This is a genomic window from Amycolatopsis halotolerans, from assembly GCF_042647905.1.
GTDB classification, from domain to species: domain Bacteria; phylum Actinomycetota; class Actinomycetes; order Mycobacteriales; family Pseudonocardiaceae; genus Amycolatopsis; species Amycolatopsis halotolerans.
On record NZ_JBHRWI010000033.1, the window covers coordinates 1 to 18,382 of the forward strand.

Annotated in this window: 16 protein-coding genes; 14 read left to right on the top strand and 2 right to left on the bottom strand. The window is 70.5% G+C overall.

From position 1 onward, the window contains the following. Nucleotides 1–819: 819 nt before the first annotated feature. Together ACFORO_RS27940 and ACFORO_RS27945 are read left to right on the top strand one after the other, a co-directional pair. The gene (locus tag ACFORO_RS27940; protein WP_377873798.1) at nt 820–1,839 is read left to right on the top strand and encodes a permease; all 1,020 of its coding nucleotides are present in this window, start codon (nt 820–822) and stop codon (nt 1,837–1,839) included. Further along, nucleotides 1,836–2,591 carry a TIGR03943 family putative permease subunit gene (locus tag ACFORO_RS27945; RefSeq protein ID WP_377873797.1) on the top strand — a complete coding sequence of 252 codons (756 nt, stop codon included), beginning with the start codon at nt 1,836–1,838 and terminating at the stop codon, nt 2,589–2,591. The genes ACFORO_RS27940 and ACFORO_RS27945 overlap by 4 nt, the downstream gene beginning before the upstream one ends. A gap of 876 nt (nt 2,592–3,467) precedes the next feature. Here ACFORO_RS27945 and ACFORO_RS27950 read toward each other — a convergent pair. Together ACFORO_RS27950 and ACFORO_RS27955 are read right to left on the bottom strand one after the other, a co-directional pair. Next, nucleotides 3,468–3,881, bottom strand: coding sequence for a Fur family transcriptional regulator (locus ACFORO_RS27950; protein WP_354736910.1), 414 nt, complete (start codon nt 3,879–3,881; stop codon nt 3,468–3,470). A gap of 2 nt (nt 3,882–3,883) precedes the next feature. Continuing rightward, nucleotides 3,884–4,309: an ArsR/SmtB family transcription factor gene (locus ACFORO_RS27955; RefSeq protein ID WP_377873801.1), complete on the bottom strand. Its 426-nt coding sequence runs from the start codon at nt 4,307–4,309 to the stop codon at nt 3,884–3,886. Between the two features lie 921 nt (nt 4,310–5,230). On the opposite strand from ACFORO_RS27955, the gene ACFORO_RS27960 reads away from it, so the two are divergent. The 12 genes from ACFORO_RS27960 (at nt 5,231) to ACFORO_RS28015 (ending at nt 18,371) form a co-directional block, all read left to right on the top strand. Further along, complete coding sequence (locus tag ACFORO_RS27960; RefSeq protein WP_377873796.1) at nt 5,231–6,340, top strand: hypothetical protein; 1,110 nt, start codon at nt 5,231–5,233, stop codon at nt 6,338–6,340. Between the two features lie 3 nt (nt 6,341–6,343). Continuing rightward, nucleotides 6,344–6,982 carry a class F sortase gene (locus ACFORO_RS27965; RefSeq protein WP_377873795.1) on the top strand — a complete coding sequence of 213 codons (639 nt, stop codon included), beginning with the start codon at nt 6,344–6,346 and terminating at the stop codon, nt 6,980–6,982. Nucleotides 6,983–7,167: 185 nt separating this feature from the next. After that, on the top strand, nt 7,168–7,827 hold the full coding sequence (locus tag ACFORO_RS27970) for a class F sortase (protein ID WP_377873794.1): 660 nt from the start codon (nt 7,168–7,170) through the stop codon (nt 7,825–7,827). Between the two features lie 85 nt (nt 7,828–7,912). Then, nucleotides 7,913–9,301 carry a glycine--tRNA ligase gene (locus tag ACFORO_RS27975; protein ID WP_354736918.1) on the top strand — a complete coding sequence of 463 codons (1,389 nt, stop codon included), beginning with the start codon at nt 7,913–7,915 and terminating at the stop codon, nt 9,299–9,301. Nucleotides 9,302–9,670: 369 nt separating this feature from the next. Further along, nucleotides 9,671–10,600: an ABC transporter ATP-binding protein gene (locus tag ACFORO_RS27980; RefSeq protein WP_377873793.1), complete on the top strand. Its 930-nt coding sequence runs from the start codon at nt 9,671–9,673 to the stop codon at nt 10,598–10,600. Continuing rightward, nucleotides 10,597–11,337: an ABC transporter permease gene (locus tag ACFORO_RS27985; protein WP_377873792.1), complete on the top strand. Its 741-nt coding sequence runs from the start codon at nt 10,597–10,599 to the stop codon at nt 11,335–11,337. The genes ACFORO_RS27980 and ACFORO_RS27985 overlap by 4 nt, the downstream gene beginning before the upstream one ends. Before the next feature lie 23 nt (nt 11,338–11,360). Further along, entirely contained in the window at nt 11,361–12,590 is a 1,230-nt protein-coding gene (locus tag ACFORO_RS27990) for a sensor histidine kinase (protein ID WP_377873791.1), read from the top strand. Then, complete coding sequence (locus tag ACFORO_RS27995) at nt 12,587–13,192, top strand: response regulator (protein WP_377873790.1); 606 nt, start codon at nt 12,587–12,589, stop codon at nt 13,190–13,192. The genes ACFORO_RS27990 and ACFORO_RS27995 overlap by 4 nt, the downstream gene beginning before the upstream one ends. A gap of 268 nt (nt 13,193–13,460) precedes the next feature. Continuing rightward, a complete protein-coding gene (locus ACFORO_RS28000; protein ID WP_377873789.1) occupies nt 13,461–14,108 on the top strand; it encodes a YdcF family protein in 648 nt (215 codons plus the stop codon). A gap of 30 nt (nt 14,109–14,138) precedes the next feature. Then, nucleotides 14,139–15,437, top strand: a complete 1,299-nt coding sequence (locus ACFORO_RS28005) for a deoxyguanosinetriphosphate triphosphohydrolase (protein ID WP_377873788.1) — start codon at nt 14,139–14,141, stop codon at nt 15,435–15,437. A 34-nt stretch (nt 15,438–15,471) separates the two neighbouring features. Beyond that, complete coding sequence (locus tag ACFORO_RS28010) at nt 15,472–16,545, top strand: serpin family protein (RefSeq protein ID WP_377873787.1); 1,074 nt, start codon at nt 15,472–15,474, stop codon at nt 16,543–16,545. 92 nt (nt 16,546–16,637) lie between these two features. After that, nucleotides 16,638–18,371, top strand: coding sequence for a glycosyl transferase (locus ACFORO_RS28015; RefSeq protein WP_377873800.1), 1,734 nt, complete (start codon nt 16,638–16,640; stop codon nt 18,369–18,371). The last annotated feature ends 11 nt before the right edge of the window (nt 18,372–18,382 follow it).

An 18,382-nucleotide genomic window follows, 5' to 3' on the forward strand; every position in this document is an offset into this window, starting at 1 on the left:
TCCACTAGAATAAAAGAAGAAACCATCCGTGGCTTACACGGAAATCATGACAGGGTCCGGATCCCGGCCCGCCCTGGTCGCACGCTGAAGCAGCTCCGCCCGCAGGTGCCTCTCCCGCATCACGGATCTCCCGAGCCGCACCGAACTTCGCGACTTGACCAGTTCGCCGCTGTGGTCCGTCGTCTGCTCGGTTTCGCTGCTAGCTTCCGCGTTCGCGGCTGCTCCACTGCTCGCCTCGGCTTCAGCCGCGCACCGCGTCCCCGGGCCGCCACTGGCCCGAAGTGTGACTCCGCCGCGCCATTCGCCGTGCAGGCCGCTTCGCTTCGTGTTCCGTTCTGTGCTCGACTTCGCCACCCCGCGCGTCCTCAACGCGCCTTTCCGCTCCGGGCTTGTCATAGTCGGCTGTTCTGCTGTCCGCTTCGCAGCTCTGCCCGCGCGTGCCGCCCTCGCCAGCTCGATGTACCCACCCCTCCAGCCCAGGCCGCCCTCGCCAGCTCGATGTACCCACCCCTCCAGCCCAGGCCGCCCTCGCCAGCTCGATGTACCCACCCCTCCAGCCCAGGCCGCCCTCGCCAGCTCGCGGTGTCGCTCCGCCGCCACCCCTTCAGCCCAAGCCGCCCTCGCCAGCCACCCCTTCAACCCAAGCCGCGCCCCCGTCCGGAGACTCCGCCGCGCCTCGTTCCATCCCCGCACCGCCCGCCCGATTCCGCCCCTTCCTCCCTCTCAATCGGGTGACATTCACGCAAAACCGGCGCGAGGGGTCCCCTCGCGCCACCTGCGGCTGGGGTTCTGTCGGACCCGGCTGGCATCATCGCCTTCGTGGAAACCCTTTCCAACAACGCCGCCGAGGAGCGCCCCCGCACGCGGCGGTTCCGAATCAGCTCCATCGAGATCCTGTGCGCCGTATTGCTCGTGGCTGTCCTCGCGCAAAGCAAGCTCCAGGACCTCTTCGACGTGCCCGCGCTGCGCACCGGATCCACCGTCTTCGTCGCGGTGTGCGTGCAGGCGCTGCCCTTTCTCGTGCTCGGCGTGCTGATCAGCGGTGCCATCGCTGCCTTCGTGCCCGCCCGCGCGCTGGAACGAGTGCTGCCGAAGAAAGCGTCGGCCGCGGTCGGCGTCGCCGGGCTGGCCGGAGTCGCCTTGCCCGGCTGCGAATGCGCGTCGGTTCCCGTGGCGCGCCGGTTGATCGGGCAAGGCGTCGCACCCGCCGCCGCGCTCACCTTCCTGCTCGCCGCACCCGCGGTGAACCCGGTCGTGCTGGTGGCCACCGCGGTCGCGTTCCCCGGTCGTCCGGAAATGGTCTTCGCGCGGTTCGTCGGCTCGCTCGCCACCGCGATGGTGATGGGCTGGATCTGGGCCCGCTGGGGCAAACTGTCCTGGATCACCGAACGAGCGCTGCGCCGATTGCCCGACGTCCAACCAGGACAGCGATGGCGCGTCTTCACCGAAACCGCCCGCACCGATCTCGTGGAGGCTGGCGGATTCCTCGTCCTCGGCGCGCTGATTTCCGCGTCCCTCAACGTTCTCGTGCCCGCGAAGTGGTTCGAAGTGTTGTCCGGACAGGTCATCGTCGGCGTCGTAGTGATGGCGGTTCTAGCCGTAGTCCTCGCGCTGTGCAGCGAAGCCGACGCCTTCGTCGCCGCCTCCCTCACCGCCGTGCCGTTGCTGCCGAAGCTGGTGTTCCTGGTGGTCGGTCCCGCCGTCGACGTCAAGCTTTTCGCGTTGCAGACAGGCACTTTCGGCCGATCCTTCGCCGCACGGTTCGCCCCGGTCACCTTCATAGTGGCGATCGCCTGCGGCACCATCGCCGGCGTGATCTTCCTCGGAGGCGTCCGATGAGGCGCGAAACCCAAAACGTCCTGCTGATCCTGCTCGGCGGCGCCCTGGTGAAGATCGCCCTCAACGGCGACTATCTGCGCTACGTAAAACCAGCCCAGCAACCATGGATCATCGCCGGCGGCGCAGTGATGCTGGTGCTAGGCGCGACAGCCATCATCCGCGACATCACGGCCGCACGCGCCGCGGCGAAAGCAGCCCAAGAATCCGAAGCGGACACGGAACATCCAGACGCCCACGGCCACCACCATCACCCGGCACGCTCAGCCTGGCTGCTGGTCGTCCCGGTGCTGGCGGTATTCCTGGTCGCCCCGCCCGCTCTCGGCGCGGATTCGGTGACCCGCACCGAAGCCCGGCTGCCCGCCAGCGCCGCGACCACGTCCGCCGCCGCGTTCCCGCCACTCCCCGCCGGAGCGGTGGTGCCGATGGCGATAAACGAGGTGGTCACGCGCGCGGGCTGGGACGCCAACGGAACCATGAACGGACGCACCGTCGAAGTCTCCGGCTTCGTCGTCCACACCGGAGGCCAAACCCTGTTGGCCCGCCTGGTAATCAGCTGCTGCGCAGCCGACGCGGCCCCCGTCACCGTGCACCTCAAGGGCGGCGACGCCGACCGTTTCCCGAGCGACACCTGGCTGCGCGTCGCAGGCCAAATCGTCCCGGGCACCGCGACCGAGTCCAACAGCTACACGCCGGACCTGGTCCCGACGACAGTAGAGCGGATCACCGCGCCGAAGGATCCGTATGAATACTGAAGGGAGCAACGCCCCCAACTCCTCAGCCGCGACCGCCTCGGAACGCGGACCGCCGCACCCACCCGCCCGGTGCACCTGAGCCAGTCGACTGATCCCGAAGCGGTTCCGGTTTTCGCGTGCCCACTCAAGCCCCCGCCGCTTGAGACGGCTCCCGAACGGAACCTGACCGTGACCGGTCCGGACAGCTCAGAGTTGCGAAACCCCGCGGCCAGACAGCTTCGCAGCGGCACGGCCAGCCCGAAGCGTGCTCCGCCCCGCGACGCCCCCGCCGCTCCGGCCAGCCCCGGACCGGTTCCGCCTCCGGACCGAGTCGGCTCGCCCGCCCATCGGTCCTGAGGGCTTCCAGTCGCACTCGGTAGGGTCGTTGCTGGGATGGCGCAGCAGCCATCCGACGGCAGCACTGCTGAGCCGAAGGAACTGGCCCGCTGACCAGTCGGCGATCCGGAATGTCCCGGACAGCTGCAGGCGACGCTCACTGTCCGAGGGGACCAGCTCGCGTGCTCAGCCACCCCGCGCAGTCTGGTCCGTCGCGGAGCAGTTCGCCGCCATGCTCGGCAGCTCGCATGCTCGGCCAACTGGAACGCCCCCGGCTAGCCCCGGAGCAGGTCGCGTCTCGGACGAGCGCCAGCCCGAGTACTCGGCCACCCCGCGCTGTCCGCCCGCAGCGGAGCAGTTCGCCGTCGATCTCGGCAGCGCGTGCTCAGCCGACCGGAAGCCCCTGGCCAGGCCTGGAGCGGCTCGCGACTCGCGGTGGTTGGCCACCCCGCGCAGTCTGGTCCGTCGCGCAGCAGTTCGCCGCCATGCTCGGCAGCTCGCGTGCTCAGCCAACCGGAGCGCCCCGGCCAGCCGCAGAGCAGGTCGCGGCCCGGACGAGGGTCAGCTCGCGTGCTCGGCGCAGGTGCCGGTGATCTCCACGGTGTGGCTGATCTCGGTGAACCCGTGGTCCGCCGCGATCTTCTCCGCCCAGCGTTCCACCGCGGGACCCTCGACCTCGACCGTGCGCCCGCACACGCGGCACACGAGGTGATGGTGGTGGTGCGACGAGCAGCGGCGGTAGATCGCCTCGCCGGAGTCGGTGCGCAGGACGTCGATCTCGCCCGCCTCGGAGAGCGACTGCAGCGTCCGGTAGACGGTGGTCAGGCCGATGCCGTCGCCGCGCTTGCGGAGTTCGTCGTGCAGTTCCTGGGCCGAGCGGAAGTCGTCGACGGTGCTGAGCAGGTCGACCACCGCCGCCCGCTGTTTCGTGGAGCGCCGGCCGGGCACCGGGACCGGCTTGGGGATCGAGGACATCGTCACTTCCCTTCCTGCACGTGGGCGACCGCGTCGACGACGATGTGCGCCAGGTGATCGTCCACCAGCCGGTAGATGACCTCGCGACCGCGCCGCTCGCCCTGCACCACGCCCGCCGTTTTGAGGACGCGCAGGTGCTGGCTGATCAACGGCTGGGCGACGTCGAGTTCGTCCACGAGTTCGTGCACGCACCGGTCCGCCTCCCGCAACTGGAGCACGATAGCGATCCGCACCGGAGCGGCGAGCGCCCGGAGCAGTTCGCCCGCGTCGGCGAGCACGCCCGGGGGCAGAACCGCCGGTCCGGACGCGGCGGACCGGCCAGCCGAGCCGTCTGCCCGGCCCGCTTCGACGGGATGCGGCGGGTCCGCCTGTCCGCCGCCGACCGCCTCGTCCGAGGGATCGGAAGCGGCATCCGCGGATGTCTCGATGTCCTTGGCCGCAGTCGCATCCCGGACGTCTGGACTCGCAGCGGCTGTCTCGTCCACGACAGCGGGCTTCACAGACGCCGCGGCGCTCGTGGCTGGGCGTGGTGCGACCGTCTCGTCTGCGGCAGCGGTCTCCGCGGACGTCTCGACGCTCGCGGCCGAGTCCGTGGCCGGGCGTGCTGCGGCTGTCTCGCCCTCGGCGGGGTTCTTCACTGAGGCCTCGACGTTCCTGGTCGTTGCCGGATCCAGGGCGGCCGAGCTTGGCTCGGCTGCCACGACCGGGCGGATGTGTGGTGCGGATGCCTCGGCGTTCTCGACCGTCGCGGAGCCCGGAGCGACTGAACCCGCCCCAGCAGGACCCGCCCCGGCAGAACTCGGCGCAGCAGAACTTGCCCCAGCGGAACTCGACCCGGCGGAACCCGCCCCGGCAGGACCCGCCCCAGCGGAACTCGACCCGGCGGAACCCGCCCCGGCAGGACCCGCCCCAGCGGAACTCGGCGCAGCAGAACTTGCCCCAGCGGAACCCGCCCCAGCCGGAGACCCAGCCCCCAGGCCGTCGGACAGGGCGCTCGAAGGTGCCGACGTCATCGCTGCCTCCACTCGCGTCCCGCCGCCCGCCCCGGCCGCTGCCTCCGGGGACGGCGACGGCGCGAAACCGTGGCCAGTCCGAGGGCGGCGTTTCCGAAGCCGGATGTCATTGCCGATAACCTTCGCCGCCATCGTAGTGTTCCCTTCCCCGGGCCCGGTGATCGCCGGGTCGCGCGGGGACTAGCCTTCCGCGTGACCCGATCGGGTGAGTTCGGGAAGATTTGGCTTGTCGGCTTCGCAAGTCGTGGCGGACGGTGCAAGGTTGTCGCGGGGGCGTTTCGTCGCGTCTCGTACAGTGGCGGACCGCTCGGGGTTGCCGGAGGGCAGTGGGGAGACATGACTCGTTTCGTGACGAAGGCCGCGGTGGCGGCCCTGGTGGCGCTTCCGGCCCTGGCTCCGGCCGCCGCGGCGCAGACCCCGGCCGGGCAGGCCGTCGACGAGAAGACCGGGCCGGTGTCGTTCGCCAACGTGGCGTCCGTCCGCCTCGGCGGCGACCCGCAGCACGGCGGCGCGCTGATCACCGAGACCCAGCGGTCCCCGCTCACCCCCGGCCAGTCGCAGCTCGGCACGGACCGCGTGGCGGTGCCGAAGAACGACGGCGAGCGCAATACCTTCGGCCCGAACTACGAGATCGACCTCGGCAAATACGGGGACAGCTCGGCCAGCCCGTACCCGGCAGGCATCGCGAGCCGTGACCACCAGGTCGTCGCCGCGCTGCAGACCACGCACGTGCCCACCGCGGTCGCGGAGACGAACTACGCGCTGCGCGACAACGGCCGCAAGAAGCCCAAGGCGCTCGACAACACGATGCTGGTCCTCGAGGGCGCGCGCAGCTCGGTCGATTGCTCCGGTCCCGGCAAAACCACCGGCTCCACCACGGCCGCCCGCGTCTGGGTGCGCGGCGAGGACGACGCGCTGAAGCAGGTCGCGATGCCCGCCAACGGGACGCTCAGCGTCACCGGCCTCAAGATGGGCTCGCCCACGAGCGTGCCGCAGAGCGATCCCGGCAAGACCGTCTCCGACGTCGTCGTGTCCCGCGTTTCCACGTTCGACCAGCTGATCAAGCAGGACGGCTGGCGCTCCGGCGACGTCACCGCGCAGGCGGGCTGGCGCGTCGAGATCACCACGCACGCGCGCGACGCCAAAGACACCAAGCTGAGCGACGTGCAGACCACCATGGTGCTCGGCGGCGTCAGCTGCTCGATCCCGAAGAACTTCGTCGCCGCGGCGGGCAACGGCTCGGGCAGCGGCGGCACGGTGCAGCAGCCGTCGGTGCCCACCGAGGTACCGGCCGGCTACCTCGGCGCCGCGGCCGCCGCGCCGTCCGACGACCTGCGCCTGCCGCTCGGGTTCGGCCTGCTCGGCGGCGGTCTGCTCTTCGGCGCGGTCGCGATCGTGCTCGGCCGGCGCCGCGCGGCGCGGGTCGTCCGTTCCCGCGGCGAATAGGCCGTGTCGCGCACCGTGCTGACGGTCGCGGCGGCGGTGATCGCCGTCCTGGCGATCGCGGCCGGCGTGATTGTCCTGACCTGGGTGCCGGCCCCGACCACGGCCGTCGTGGCCGACCCGCCGCCCGGCTCGCTGCCGGGCGAGGACGGCGCGCCCGCCGAACTGCCCTCGGACGGCCAGGCGATCGGCCTGCAACGCCCCGGCAGCATCCGGCTGCCCGACGGCTCCGAGGCCCGGCTGAAGCGCACCGAGATCACCCAGAAAGGCATCCTGCCGATCCCGCGCGGCCTCAGCGACGCGGCGTGGTGGGGTGCCCGGCTCGGCGCGCAGCAGGGCGCGGCGGTGCTTTCCGGACACGTCAACTGGGCCGGCACGAAGGGACCCTTCGACGACCTGTGGCGCGTCCACACCGGCGACAACGTCAGCATCGTCGACTCGTCCGGCGGCCGCTGGCTCTACCGCGTCACCGGCGCGACCACGATCCCGAAGGAACAGTTGCCCGCGCAGGCCCCCGGCTGGTTCGCCCAGACCGGCCCGCACCGCCTGGTCCTGGTCACCTGCGGCGGCGACTACGTCGGCGGCACCGAGGGCTACGACGAGAACCGGATCGTCACGGCGGACCTGGTCTCCCGTCCGGACTGAACCGGCCGGACCGCGCCGTTCAGGGCACCGGCCGTTGAACAGCGCCGTGCGACAGGTCCCCTCATCCGAAAACGCCTGAACGTCAAGGCCGCGAAGAAACCCGTCAGCGCGGCGAAAATCCGTGCAACCCCTTCGCCGTCCCACCGCATGTCTCCCCGGAGAAACCTCCAGACCAGGGGAGCACGATGCAGGGGACACAGGCCCAACCAGCACGCAAACGCGGCGCACTGATCGTCGTGGCGGCCGTCGTAGTCGTGGCAGCCGTCATCGCCGCGGTGCTGATTTTCTTCACCGGCAACGACAACGCGGCGCAGCCGCAGCAGCAGACCGGCACCGCGCAGGCCGGCGCAGGCGAGGCCAGAAGCAGCCAGGCCGGGAACACCCAGCCGGACCCCGGGCAGACCCCGGGCACCGTCAAGCTGCCCGGCGGCGGGCAGGCGAAGCTGATCCCCGAGGAGGTCGGCGCGGACGGCGCGCTGCCGATCCCGAAAAGCCTCGCCGAAGCGGCCTGGTGGGGATCCGGCCTCGGGGCCGCGCAAGGCGTCACGTTGCTGTCCGGGCACGTCAACTGGGCGGGCAAGTCGGGGCCGTTCCAGGAGCTCTGGAAGATGAAGGCGGGCCAGGTCGTCACCGTCACCGACACCGCGGGCAAACAGTGGGAGTACAAGATCGACGAGGCGCGCACGATCCACAAATCGGATCTCGCCGCCGCATCCGCGAAACTCTTCGACCCCGAGGGCCCGCACCGGCTCGTGCTCGTGACGTGCGGCGGCGACTACGTGGGCGGCCAGGAGGGCTACGACGACAACCGGGTCGTGACGGCCTCTCCGGTCACCCGTTCGTGACCTCCGACCTGCGCGGAGGCCCCGGGAACCGGCCGGATACGCTGGACCTTCCGATAACTGACCCCGCATGCGTCCGGAGCGTGGAGTGCCCGCCAACAAAATCGAAACCGTCGTCAGTCTGTGCAAGCGCCGTGGCTTCGTCTTCCCGTCGGGAGAGATCTACGGCGGCACCAGGTCGGCGTGGGACTACGGGCCGCTCGGCGTCGAGCTGAAGGACAACATCAAGCGCCAGTGGTGGAAGACCGTCGTGCAGGGCCGCGAGGACGTGGTCGGCCTCGATTCCTCGGTCATCCTGCCGCGCCAGGTGTGGGTCGCCTCGGGGCACGTGAACGTGTTCACCGACCCGCTGATCGAGTGCCTCTCGTGCCACAAGCGGTTCCGTGCCGACCAGCTCGCCGAGGACTTCGAGGCGCGCACCGGCAAGACCACCACCGAGGACGACCTGTCCGAGGTGCCGTGCCCGAACTGCGGCACCCGCGGCAAGTACACCGAGCCGCGCGACTTCAACATGATGCTGAAGACGCACCTCGGCCCGGTCGAGACCGAAGAAGGCCTCGCCTACCTCCGCCCGGAGACCGCGCAGGGCATCTTCGTCAACTTCCTCAACGTGCAGACGGCCTCGCGCAAGAAGCCGCCGTTCGGCATCGGCCAGATCGGCAAGTCCTTCCGCAACGAGATCACGCCGGGCAACTTCATCTTCCGCACGCGCGAGTTCGAGCAGATGGAGATGGAGTTCTTCGTCGAGCCGGGCGAGGACGAGACCTGGCACCAGTACTGGATCGACGCGCGCACCGACTGGTACAAGGACCTCGGCATCAAGGCCGAGAACCTGCGCCACTTCGAGCACCCGAAGGAAAAGCTCTCGCACTACGCGAAGCGCACCGTCGACATCGAGTACCGGTTCGCGTTCAACGCCGGGCAGGAGTGGGGCGAGCTGGAAGGCATCGCCAACCGCACCGACTTCGACCTGACCACGCACTCGAACCACTCGGGCGTGGACCTGTCGTTCTTCGACCAGGCCTCGGGCCAGCGCTACCGGCCGTTCGTGATCGAGCCCGCCGCGGGCGTGGGCCGGTCGATGATGGCGTTCCTGGTCGACGCGTTCGACGAGGAAGAGGTGCCGAACGCCAAGGGCGGCACTGACAAGCGCACCGTGCTGCACCTCGACCCGCGGCTCGCGCCGTTCAAGGCCGCGGTGCTGCCGCTGTCGCGCAACGCCGACCTGTCGCCGAAGGCGCGCGACCTGGCCGCGCGGCTGCGCAAGCACTGGAACGTCGACTTCGACGACGCCCAGGCGATCGGCCGCCGGTACCGCCGCCAGGACGAGATCGGCACGCCGTACTGCGTCACGGTCGACTTCGACACGCTCGAGGACAACGCGGTGACGGTCCGCGAGCGCGACAGCATGAGCCAGGAGCGCATTTCGATCGACCAGGTGGAGTCGTACCTGGCTGGTCGCCTGCTCGGCTGCTGACCGACGCGAAAGCCCTTCCGGACGGCCCTTCCCGCGCTGCGAGGGAGGGCCGTCCCGCGTTCAGCCCCTTAAGGCTGTGACGCGGACACGCTGCTGGCGTGTTTCCCCAGCTCAGCTGGCTCGATCCGCGTGAGCGCGGGTCGTTGTGGGCCCCGGGACCGGGTACGGAAGCCGGACTTCAAGACACGGCCACCTGGCGACAAATCGGGTATTTCGGTGCTATTGGCGTCCTTTGTGGACGGTCGGTGGGCCGAGGCCACGCGGCTTATGTCCCTGGCGTTCAGCCCCGGGCACCCCTGACACCTGTCACGGTCGGGTCGTGACGCTCGGCCTGCGTACCGGTCCCCGAAGCGCGGCAGGCTTCAAGCCATGGACAACACACAGGAAATCGCGGCGGGGGCGGCGATCCGGCTGGGCGGGATCGCGAAGCGCTACGGCGACGTGCGCGCGGTCAAGCAGGTCGACCTGACCATCGCGCCGGGGGAAGTGGTGGCGCTGCTCGGGCCCAACGGGGCGGGCAAATCGACCACCGTCGACATGATTCTGGGGCTCACCAAACCTGATGAGGGCACCGTTTCGGTGTTCGGCCAGACGCCCGCCGACGCGGTGCGCGCCGGGATGATCGGGGCGATGCTGCAGGGCGGCACGCTGCTGGACGACCTGACCGTGCGCGAAACCGTCGGTCTCGTCGCGAAATTGCACCGCCGTCCGATGCCGGTGCGGGACGCGCTGCGCAGCGCGGGCGTCGAGGACATCGCCGACCGGCGGGCCAACAAGCTTTCCGGCGGCCAAAAGCAACGCGTGCGGTTCGCGGTCGCGCTGGTGTCCGACCCCGATCTGCTTGTGCTCGACGAGCCGACCGCGGCGATGGACGTCGGCAGCAGGCGCGAGTTCTGGAAGTCGATGTACTCGTTCACCGACACCGGCCGCACCGTGCTGTTCGCGACCCATTACCTCGAAGAGGCCGAGGAATTCGCCGACCGGGTGGTGCTGATGCGGGCCGGGGAGATCGTCGCCGACGGGTCCGTCGCGGAGGTCCGCGCCCTCGCCGGAGGCCGCACGATCCGCGCGGTGCTTCCGGCCGGGGTCAGCGACCAGCTGGTCTCGACGCTGCCCGCGGTCACGTCCTTCGAACTGCGCGGCGAACGCGTCGCACTGTCCAGTTCGGACTCCGACACCACCCTGCGCGCATTGCTCGCCGCCGTCCCGGCCGTGCACGACATCGAGATCGGCGCGGTCGGCCTCGAAGGCGCGTTCCTTTCCCTGACCTCCGACGAAACGGAAGAAGCAGTCCGATGAACCCCGCCTACCTGGTCGTCGAAACCCGCAGGCTGTTCCGCTCGCCGCGGTTCCTGATCTTCGTCGTGGCCTTCCCGGTCATCATGTTCTTGTTGCAGGCCAACGTGTTCACCGACAAGTCCGCGCCCGACCACGTCGCGGTCGCGGGCGTGCTCATGGTCAACATGATGACATTCGGGACCTTCGCCGCGGCCACTACGAACGGCGCCCGGCTCGCGATCGAGCGGGCGGGCGGCTGGCAGCGGCAGCTGCGGCTGACCCCGCTGTCCGGCGCGGGCTATCTCGGCGGCAAAGCAGTGTCCGGGATGCTCGCCGGGCTGCCCGCGCTGATCCTGGTCCCGGTCATCGCCGCGTTCTCCCAGGGCGTGCACCTCGACCCGGCGGGCTGGCTGCGGATCTTCCTCGGCATTTTCCTCGGCACCATTCCGCTGGTGCTGCTCGGACTGCTGCTGGGCCAGTTCGGCACGCCGGAGTCGATGCAGCCGATCAGCATGATCGTCACCCTCGGCATCGGTTTCCTCGGCGGGCTCTGGATCCCGCTCGAGGGCATGCCGTCCTGGATGCACGACGTCGCGCAGATCATGCCGACCTACTGGGTCCTCGGGCTGGTCCGGCCCGCGGTGACGAATCAGCTGCTCGTGAGCCTGCCGACGGCGATCGGCGTGCTGGGCGCGTGGACGCTGGCGCTCGGGATTGTCGTGGTCAGGCGATACCGTAAGGACAGCGCTCGGGTTTGACCGGGCGGGGAAGGAAGAACGACGTGTGGCCACTCGGCCGAGAGGCGACGACCGGCGACCCCGCCGCGCACCGGTTCGGGCTCAACGACCGGGCGTCCTGGTGGGACGATCCGCCGGTGCGCCCGGGACGCGGCCCGCACAAGATCGGCTGGCCGATCTTCGCCGTGGCGTTCGTGCTGCCGTTCCTGATCCCGGCGACCCGCGGACTGGTCGTGGACTCCGGGCCGCTGGGGATCCGGATCCTGCTCGGCGTGCTGGTCTACGCCTACTGTGCCTGCTACGCGGTGTTCCCCGCGGTCTTCGGCAAGCCCCGGCGGATGAAGCTCTGGTTCGGCGGGGTCATGCTGGTGCTGGGCCTGGCGTGCGCGCTCGCCACCGACGCCAACCCCTACGTCCTGCTCTACGCCACCGCCACGCTTGCCTTCCTGTTCCCGGCCGCGTGGTCGGTGATCTTCAACGGAACGGCGATGGGCCTGCTGGTGCTGGTCCTGTGGCTGCGCGGGGACCTGTCCGAGCACGTCTCCGACGTGATCACGGTCGTCTCGGTCACGTCGGCGATGTTCTTCATGTCCAACCTGATCCGGGCGATCCGGCGGCTCGAGCTGGCGAACAAGGAAATCGCGACGCTCGCGGTAGCCAGCGAACGCGAGCGGGTCGCCCGCGACCTGCACGATCTGCTCGGGCACAGCCTCACCACGATCACGGTGAAGTCCGGGCTGGCGCGGCGGGTGCTGGAAAGCTCCGGCGACATCGACCGCGCGGTGCAGGAGATCCGCGAGGTCGAAGGGCTGAGCCGTTCGGCGCTGTCGGATGTGCGGGCGACGGTGACGGAGTACCGGGAGGTGTCGCTGCCCGCGGAGATCGCGGGGGCGCGGGCGGCGTTGCGCGCGGGGGAGATCGAGGCCGACCTGCCGCACGCGGTGGACAACGTGCGCGCGGAGCTGCACAGCACGTTCGGCTACGTGCTGCGCGAGGCGATCACCAATGTGCTGCGGCATTCCGGTGCGAAGGCGGTCAAGGTGCGGCTGGGCCGCGGCTGGATGGAGATCGAGGACAATGGCTGCGCCGAGGGGGAGGTCACACCGGGCAACGGGTTGAGGGGATTGTCCGAACGGCTGGCCGCGATCGGGGGCACGGTGACGACGCGGGTGCGGCCCGGGGGAGGATGGGTCGTCCGGGCCGAGGCCCCGGAGCCGAGCCCGGACGGAGCCGCCGTCGCGGTGCGGGCCGAACCCGCTGGAGGACTTGCGTGATCCGGGTGCTGCTGGCCGACGACCAGGCGATGGTGCGCGGGGCGCTGGCCACCGTGCTCGGCCTGGAAGCCGACATCGAAGTCGTGTCCCAGGTCGGCAGCGGCGACGAGGTGGTGGCCGCGGCGAAGGAAACGGCGCCGGACGTGGCGTTGCTCGACGTGCAGATGCCCGGCATGGACGGCCTCACCGCCGCGGCCGAGCTGAAAACCGCGCTGCCAGCGTGCCGCGTGATCATCTGCACCACTTTCGGCCGCCCCGGCTATCTCGCCCGGGCGATGGCGGCGGGCGCGGCCGGGTTCGTGGTGAAGGACGCGCCGCCGGAACAGCTCGTCGAGGCGGTGCGTCGAGTCCACAGTGGACTTCGGGTCGTCGATCCGGCGTTGGCCGCGGAATCGCTCGCTACCGGGACGAGTCCGCTGACCGCCCGGGAACGTGACGTGCTCAGTGCGGCCAAGGATGGAAGTACGGTGGCGGATATCGCGAAATCCCTTTTCCTGTCCGACGGAACGGTCCGCAACCATCTGTCGTCGGCGATCGGGAAGACGGGCGCGCGCACCCGCGCGGAGGCGGTGCGGCTGTCCGAGGAACGCGGCTGGCTTTAGGGGCGCGCGGTTTCCCGGCGAGAACCTCGGTGCGGCGTGGGGTATGTGGACGCGCCGAAAGCCGCGCTGAGTGCCGTGAATGCCCCAGGAACGCCCCACGCCGCGTCGAGTGCGTTGGACGCGCCAAAGGCCACCTTGGCGTGCGAACGCGTCGAAGGCGTGACGGGCGTGGGGAATGCACCCAGAACCGCGCGGTCTCGGGACATGCTCAGAGTGGCATCGGGGTGCCTTCCCGCCGCCCGGGGAAGGCTCTGCGAGGATGTCCGCCATGGACGCGTGGACAGGACCCACCGCGGGAAACTGGGTGCGCCGCATCATTTTCGGTGTGGTGCTGGCCCTCGTCGCGGTCGTCGGCGGCACCGCGTTCCGGGTGTGGCAGGTCGCGCGCGAGAACGACCGGACGCCGGCGGACGCGATCGTCGTGCTGGGCGCCGCGCAGTACAACGGCAAGCCTTCCGAAATCTTCACCGCTCGGCTGGAGAAGGCGCGTCAGCTGTACGCCGAGGGCGTCTCGAAGACAGTCATCACCGCAGGCGGCAAGAAAACCCGCGACAACTTCACCGAGGCGACCGCGGGCGCGCGCTGGCTGACCAAGCACGGCGTGCCGCAAACCGCGACGTTGCCGGTCGGCGAGGGCAATGACACCCTGCGCAGCCTCCGCGCGGTAGCCGATCAGGTGAAGGCGCGCGGCTGGCGTTCGGTGGTGCTGGTCAGCGATCCGTGGCATTCCTACCGGTCGCGGACGATGTCCGAGGACCTCGGGCTGGAGGCGTGGACCGCGCCGACGCACAGCGGGCCGATCGTGCAGGAGCGCTCGACGCAGGTCCGCTACATCTTCCGCGAAACCGGCGCGCTGCTGTTCTACGAGCTGACCAAGTCGCCCGCGGACGACCTGTTCGGCACGACGATGGGCTGAATTGTCGGTCCCCGCGCCTAAGCTGACGGGGTGAGTGACGGCTACCGCGAGCACGACCGCGCCCGCGTGCTGGCCGAGGAACCCAAGGGCGCGGCGCTGTCCGGCGCGCGGCCGGACGGGCGCAGCGCGTTCGCCCGCGACCGCGCGCGGGTGCTGCATTCCGCCGCGCTGCGCAGGCTGGCGGGCAAAACCCAGGTGGTCGGGCCGGGCGAGGGCGCGGAGGTCAGCGGCGCGCCGCGGACGCGGCTCACGCATTCGCTGGAGGTCGCGCAGATCGGCCGCGGCATCGCCGAGGAGCTGGGCGCGGACCCGGACCTGGTCGACACCGCGGGGCTGGCGCACGACATCGGGCACCCGCCGTTCGGCCACAACGGCGAACGCGCGCTCGACCAGGCGTCGCAGGCGTGCGGCGGCTTCGAGGGCAACGCGCAGACGCTGCGCATCCTCACGCGCCTGGAGCCCAAGGCGGTCGGCCCGGACGGCGCGACGGCCGGGCTCAATCTCACCCGGGCGTGTCTGGACGCCACCACGAAATACCCGTGGCCGCGCCGGTCCGGGGAGCCGAAATACGGCGTGTACCCGGACGACACCACGGTGTTCGGCTGGATCCGCGAGGGCGCGCCGGGCCTTCGCCGGTGCCTGGAAGCGCAGATCATGGACTGGGCGGACGACGTGGCCTACTCGGTGCACGACGTCGAGGACGGGGTGCTGGCCGGCCGGATCCGGTTGCGGCTGCTGGCCGATCCGGAGGAACGCGCGGCGGTCGCCGAGGCCGCTTCCCGGCATTTCTCCACGCTGTCGGTGTCCACTTTGGAAGGTGCGGCGAAGGAACTGCTCGACCTGCCGGTGGTCGCCGAGCTGGTGCGTGCGGAGCCGGACGGTTCGCTGCGCGCGCAGGTCGCGCTCAAACGGCTCACCAGCGAACTCGTCGGCCGGTTCGCCTCGGCCGCGGTCACCGGCACCCGCGCGGGCTACGGCGAGGGCCCGCTCACCCGGTACGCGGCGCGGCTCGCGGTGCCGGAGCAGGTCGGAGCGGAGGTGGCCCTGCTCAAGGCGCTGGCGCTGCGGTACGTGATGAGCGATCGCCGCCGGTTGGCGATGCAGGACGGGCAGCGGGAGGTGATCACCGAGCTGGTCGCGGCGTTGTGCCGCCGCGCGCCCGAGGCACTCGACCCGCTGCTGGTGCCCGAGTGGGACGCGGCCGCGGACGACGCGGCGCGGTTGCGGGTGGTGGTGGACCAGGTGGCGTCGCTCACCGACGCGCAGGCGTACGAATGGCATCGATGGCACACCGGACGGCACGGAACGGCGCCGCCTGCCGAACCGTGAGCCGCGGAACCACCCGTTCCGGTACGGTCGCCGCATGGCCCTGGACAGCCACCTCACCTTCACCCTGGCGTTGCACGGTGCGACCGCGCCCCCGGGGACCGACGCGTGCTTCTCGCCCTACTCGGCGGCGAGCGCGCTCGGTCTAGCCGAGCAGGCCGCGCGCGGACGCACCGCGGAAGAACTGGCCGCCGTGCTCGGCCGCGACCAGAGCGGGCTGCTGCACGCCGCGGCTGAGCTGGGCGACAAGGCCCAGCTGGCCGTGGCGAACACGCTCTGGGCCTCGGACCTGATCACCGTCGAGGACAGCTTCCAGGCCGAGCTCGTGCGCTGGCCCGGCGGCAAAGCCGAGACCGCGCCGTTCGAATCCGACCCCGAGGGCGCGCGCGAGCGGATCAACGCCGACGTGGACCAGACCACTCACGGCCTGATCCCGGAGCTGCTGCCCGAAGGCGCGATCCACCCCGACACACGTGCCAGTCTGGTCAACGCCCTCTACCTGAAAACCGCCTGGCGACACCCGTTCCCGGAGCACGCCACGGCGGATGCCGACTTCCACACCCCCGACGGCGTGCGCCAGGTGCCGACGATGCACCTGGACGAATCCGTCGGCTACGCGCACGAAAACGGCTGGCAGGCCGTCCGGCTGACGGCCGAGGGCGGCGTCGAGACGGTGGTCCTGCTGCCGGACGGCGACCTCGACAGCGCCGAAGCCTCGCTCGACACGCAAGTGTTGCGCGGGCTGCTGGAAAGTCCGAAGCAGCACAAGATCCAGCTCTCGCTGCCCAAGATCTCGCTCGACGTGCGCGCGGACCTCGAACGGGCGCTGCAGGGCCTCGGCGTCCGCGAGTTGTTCACCGACGACGCGGATCTCACCGGTCTCACGCCCTACCGCCCGCTGTGGGTGGACAGCATCCTGCACCAGGCCGTGCTGCGCCTGGACGAACAGGGCCTCGAAGGCGCCGCCGCCACCGCGATCCAGATGCGCACTCTGTCGCTCATCTCCGGCGACCCGCTCGAAGTCCGCGTCGACCGGCCGTTCCTGCTGCTGGTGCGCCACGCCGAAACCGGCGCGGTGTACTTCTTCGCCCGGGTGGTGCGCCCCGCGTGAGCGTGTTCCGGCCCGAAGCAAACCCCGAAGCGAAACCCGAAGCACCGCCTCGCGAACCCGGCGAAGCCGCTGTCACCGCCGCTGAACCGCGGATGCGCCGGTCCTGGGCGGACGCCGGGATCATCGGCGCGTACCTGGCGTTCTCCGTGCTCCTGTTCGGCGGCTTGTGGGCCGACCTCGGCCAGGGCTACCTGTGGAACAGCGCGTCGGACCAGAACCTGTGGGAATGGTTCTTCGCGGTCACCGCGAAATCGGTGCAGCACCTGGAAAACCCGCTCACCAACGGGCTGCAGAACTACCCGCTCGGCGTGAACATGATGGCCAACACGGCCATGCTGGGCCTGGGCATCCCGCTCACCCCGATCACGCTCCTGTTCGGCCCGACGGCCACCTGGGCGATCGCGCTCACCGGCAGCCTCGCCGGCAGCGCGGCGGCCTGGTACTGGGTGTTCTCGCGGCATCTCGTGCGGCACCGCGTTTCCGCGGCGATCGGCGGCGCGTTCGCCGGATTCGCGCCGCCGATGATCTCGCACGCCAACGCGCATCCGAACTTCGTCGCGTGGTTCCTGCTGCCGTTCATCGCGCTCAAGGTGATCCAGCTGGCGCGGGGCCAGCGCCCGGTGCGCAACGGGATCTGGCTCGGCGTGCTCACCGCGTACCAGATTTTCCTCGGCGAAGAGCCGCTGCTGATCTTCGCGCTCGGCTTCCTGATCTTCGCGGTCGCGTACTGCGCTTCGCGGCGTCGCGAGATCAAGGCGATGGTGCGGCCGGTGCTGCTCGGCGGCGGCATCGCGGTGGTGCTGACGCTGGTGGTCGTCGCGTTCCCGTTGTGGTGGCAGTTCTTCGGCCCGGACAGCTACACCGGGCTGGAGCACGGCCAGGTCGGCAACGACACCGCCGCGATGACCCGGTTCGCGACGCAATCGGTGTCCGGGCAGCCGGAGGCGGCGGCCGCGGTGTCGCTGAACCGCACCGAGGAGAACGCGTTCTTCGGCTGGCCGCTGATCGTGCTGATGGTCGTGATCACGGTGTGGCTGTGGCGCGAGGTCGTGGCGCGTTCGCTGGCGATCTCGATGTTCCTGATGGCCTGGCTCTCGCTCGGCTCCGAGATCACCGTGCTGCACGAGAACACCGGCGTCCCCGGCCCGTGGAAACTGCTCGCGGACCTGCCGTTGTTCGAATCGCTGCTGGAATCGCGGCTGGCGATGGCGTGCGTGCCCGCGATCGGCGCGCTGCTGGCGATCGCGACTGATCGCGTGTTCACCGCGGCCGGAAAGGGCCAGCTGAAGCTGCCGGTGCGGCTGATCTGGATCGGCGCGGTCGCGGCCGTGCTGCTGCCGGTCGCGCCGACCCAGCTGCTCGTGCAGAAACGCCCGCCGACGCCCGCGTTCTTCGCCGACGGCACCTGGCAGATGTACGTCGCGCCCGGCGGGACGGTCGTGCCGGTGCCGCTGCCGAGTTCGGGGGAGTCGGAGCCGCTGCACTGGCAGATGGACGCCGGACTGCGGTACGCGATGCCGGAGGGCTACTTCGTCGGTCCGCAGGGCCCGAACGACAAACGCGGCCGCTACGGTTCCTACCAGCGGCCGACCTCGACGCTGTTCGACCGGGTCCGCGACTCCAAACAGGCGCAGGAAGTCACCGACGCCGACCGGAACCAGGCGATCGAGGACCTGCGCTACTGGAACGCCAGCGTGCTCGTGCTGATCCCGCGCGAGCACAGCGACGCCTACCGCGCCACGGTCGACCTCCTGCTGCGCAAACCCGGGCAGTACGTGGACGGCGTCTGGGTCTGGGATGTGCGCCCGATCACCGGGCACCGCTGACGCTGTCACGT

Excerpts from the sequence above, each read along its gene's own strand:
- ACFORO_RS27985 (WP_377873792.1), top strand. The coding sequence starts at position 10,597 with ATGAACCCCGCCTACCTGGTCGTCGAAACCCGCAGGCTGTTCCGCTCG.
- ACFORO_RS28010 (WP_377873787.1), top strand. The coding sequence starts at position 15,472 with ATGGCCCTGGACAGCCACCTCACCTTCACCCTGGCGTTGCACGGTGCG.
- ACFORO_RS27945 (WP_377873797.1), top strand. The coding sequence starts at position 1,836 with ATGAGGCGCGAAACCCAAAACGTCCTGCTGATCCTGCTCGGCGGCGCC.
- ACFORO_RS28015 (WP_377873800.1), top strand. The coding sequence starts at position 16,638 with ATGCGCCGGTCCTGGGCGGACGCCGGGATCATCGGCGCGTACCTGGCG.
- ACFORO_RS27960 (WP_377873796.1), top strand. The coding sequence starts at position 5,231 with ATGACTCGTTTCGTGACGAAGGCCGCGGTGGCGGCCCTGGTGGCGCTT.
- ACFORO_RS27950 (WP_354736910.1), bottom strand. The coding sequence starts at position 3,881 with ATGTCCTCGATCCCCAAGCCGGTCCCGGTGCCCGGCCGGCGCTCCACG.
- ACFORO_RS27970 (WP_377873794.1), top strand. The coding sequence starts at position 7,168 with ATGCAGGGGACACAGGCCCAACCAGCACGCAAACGCGGCGCACTGATC.
- ACFORO_RS27980 (WP_377873793.1), top strand. The coding sequence starts at position 9,671 with ATGGACAACACACAGGAAATCGCGGCGGGGGCGGCGATCCGGCTGGGC.
- ACFORO_RS28000 (WP_377873789.1), top strand. The coding sequence starts at position 13,461 with ATGGACGCGTGGACAGGACCCACCGCGGGAAACTGGGTGCGCCGCATC.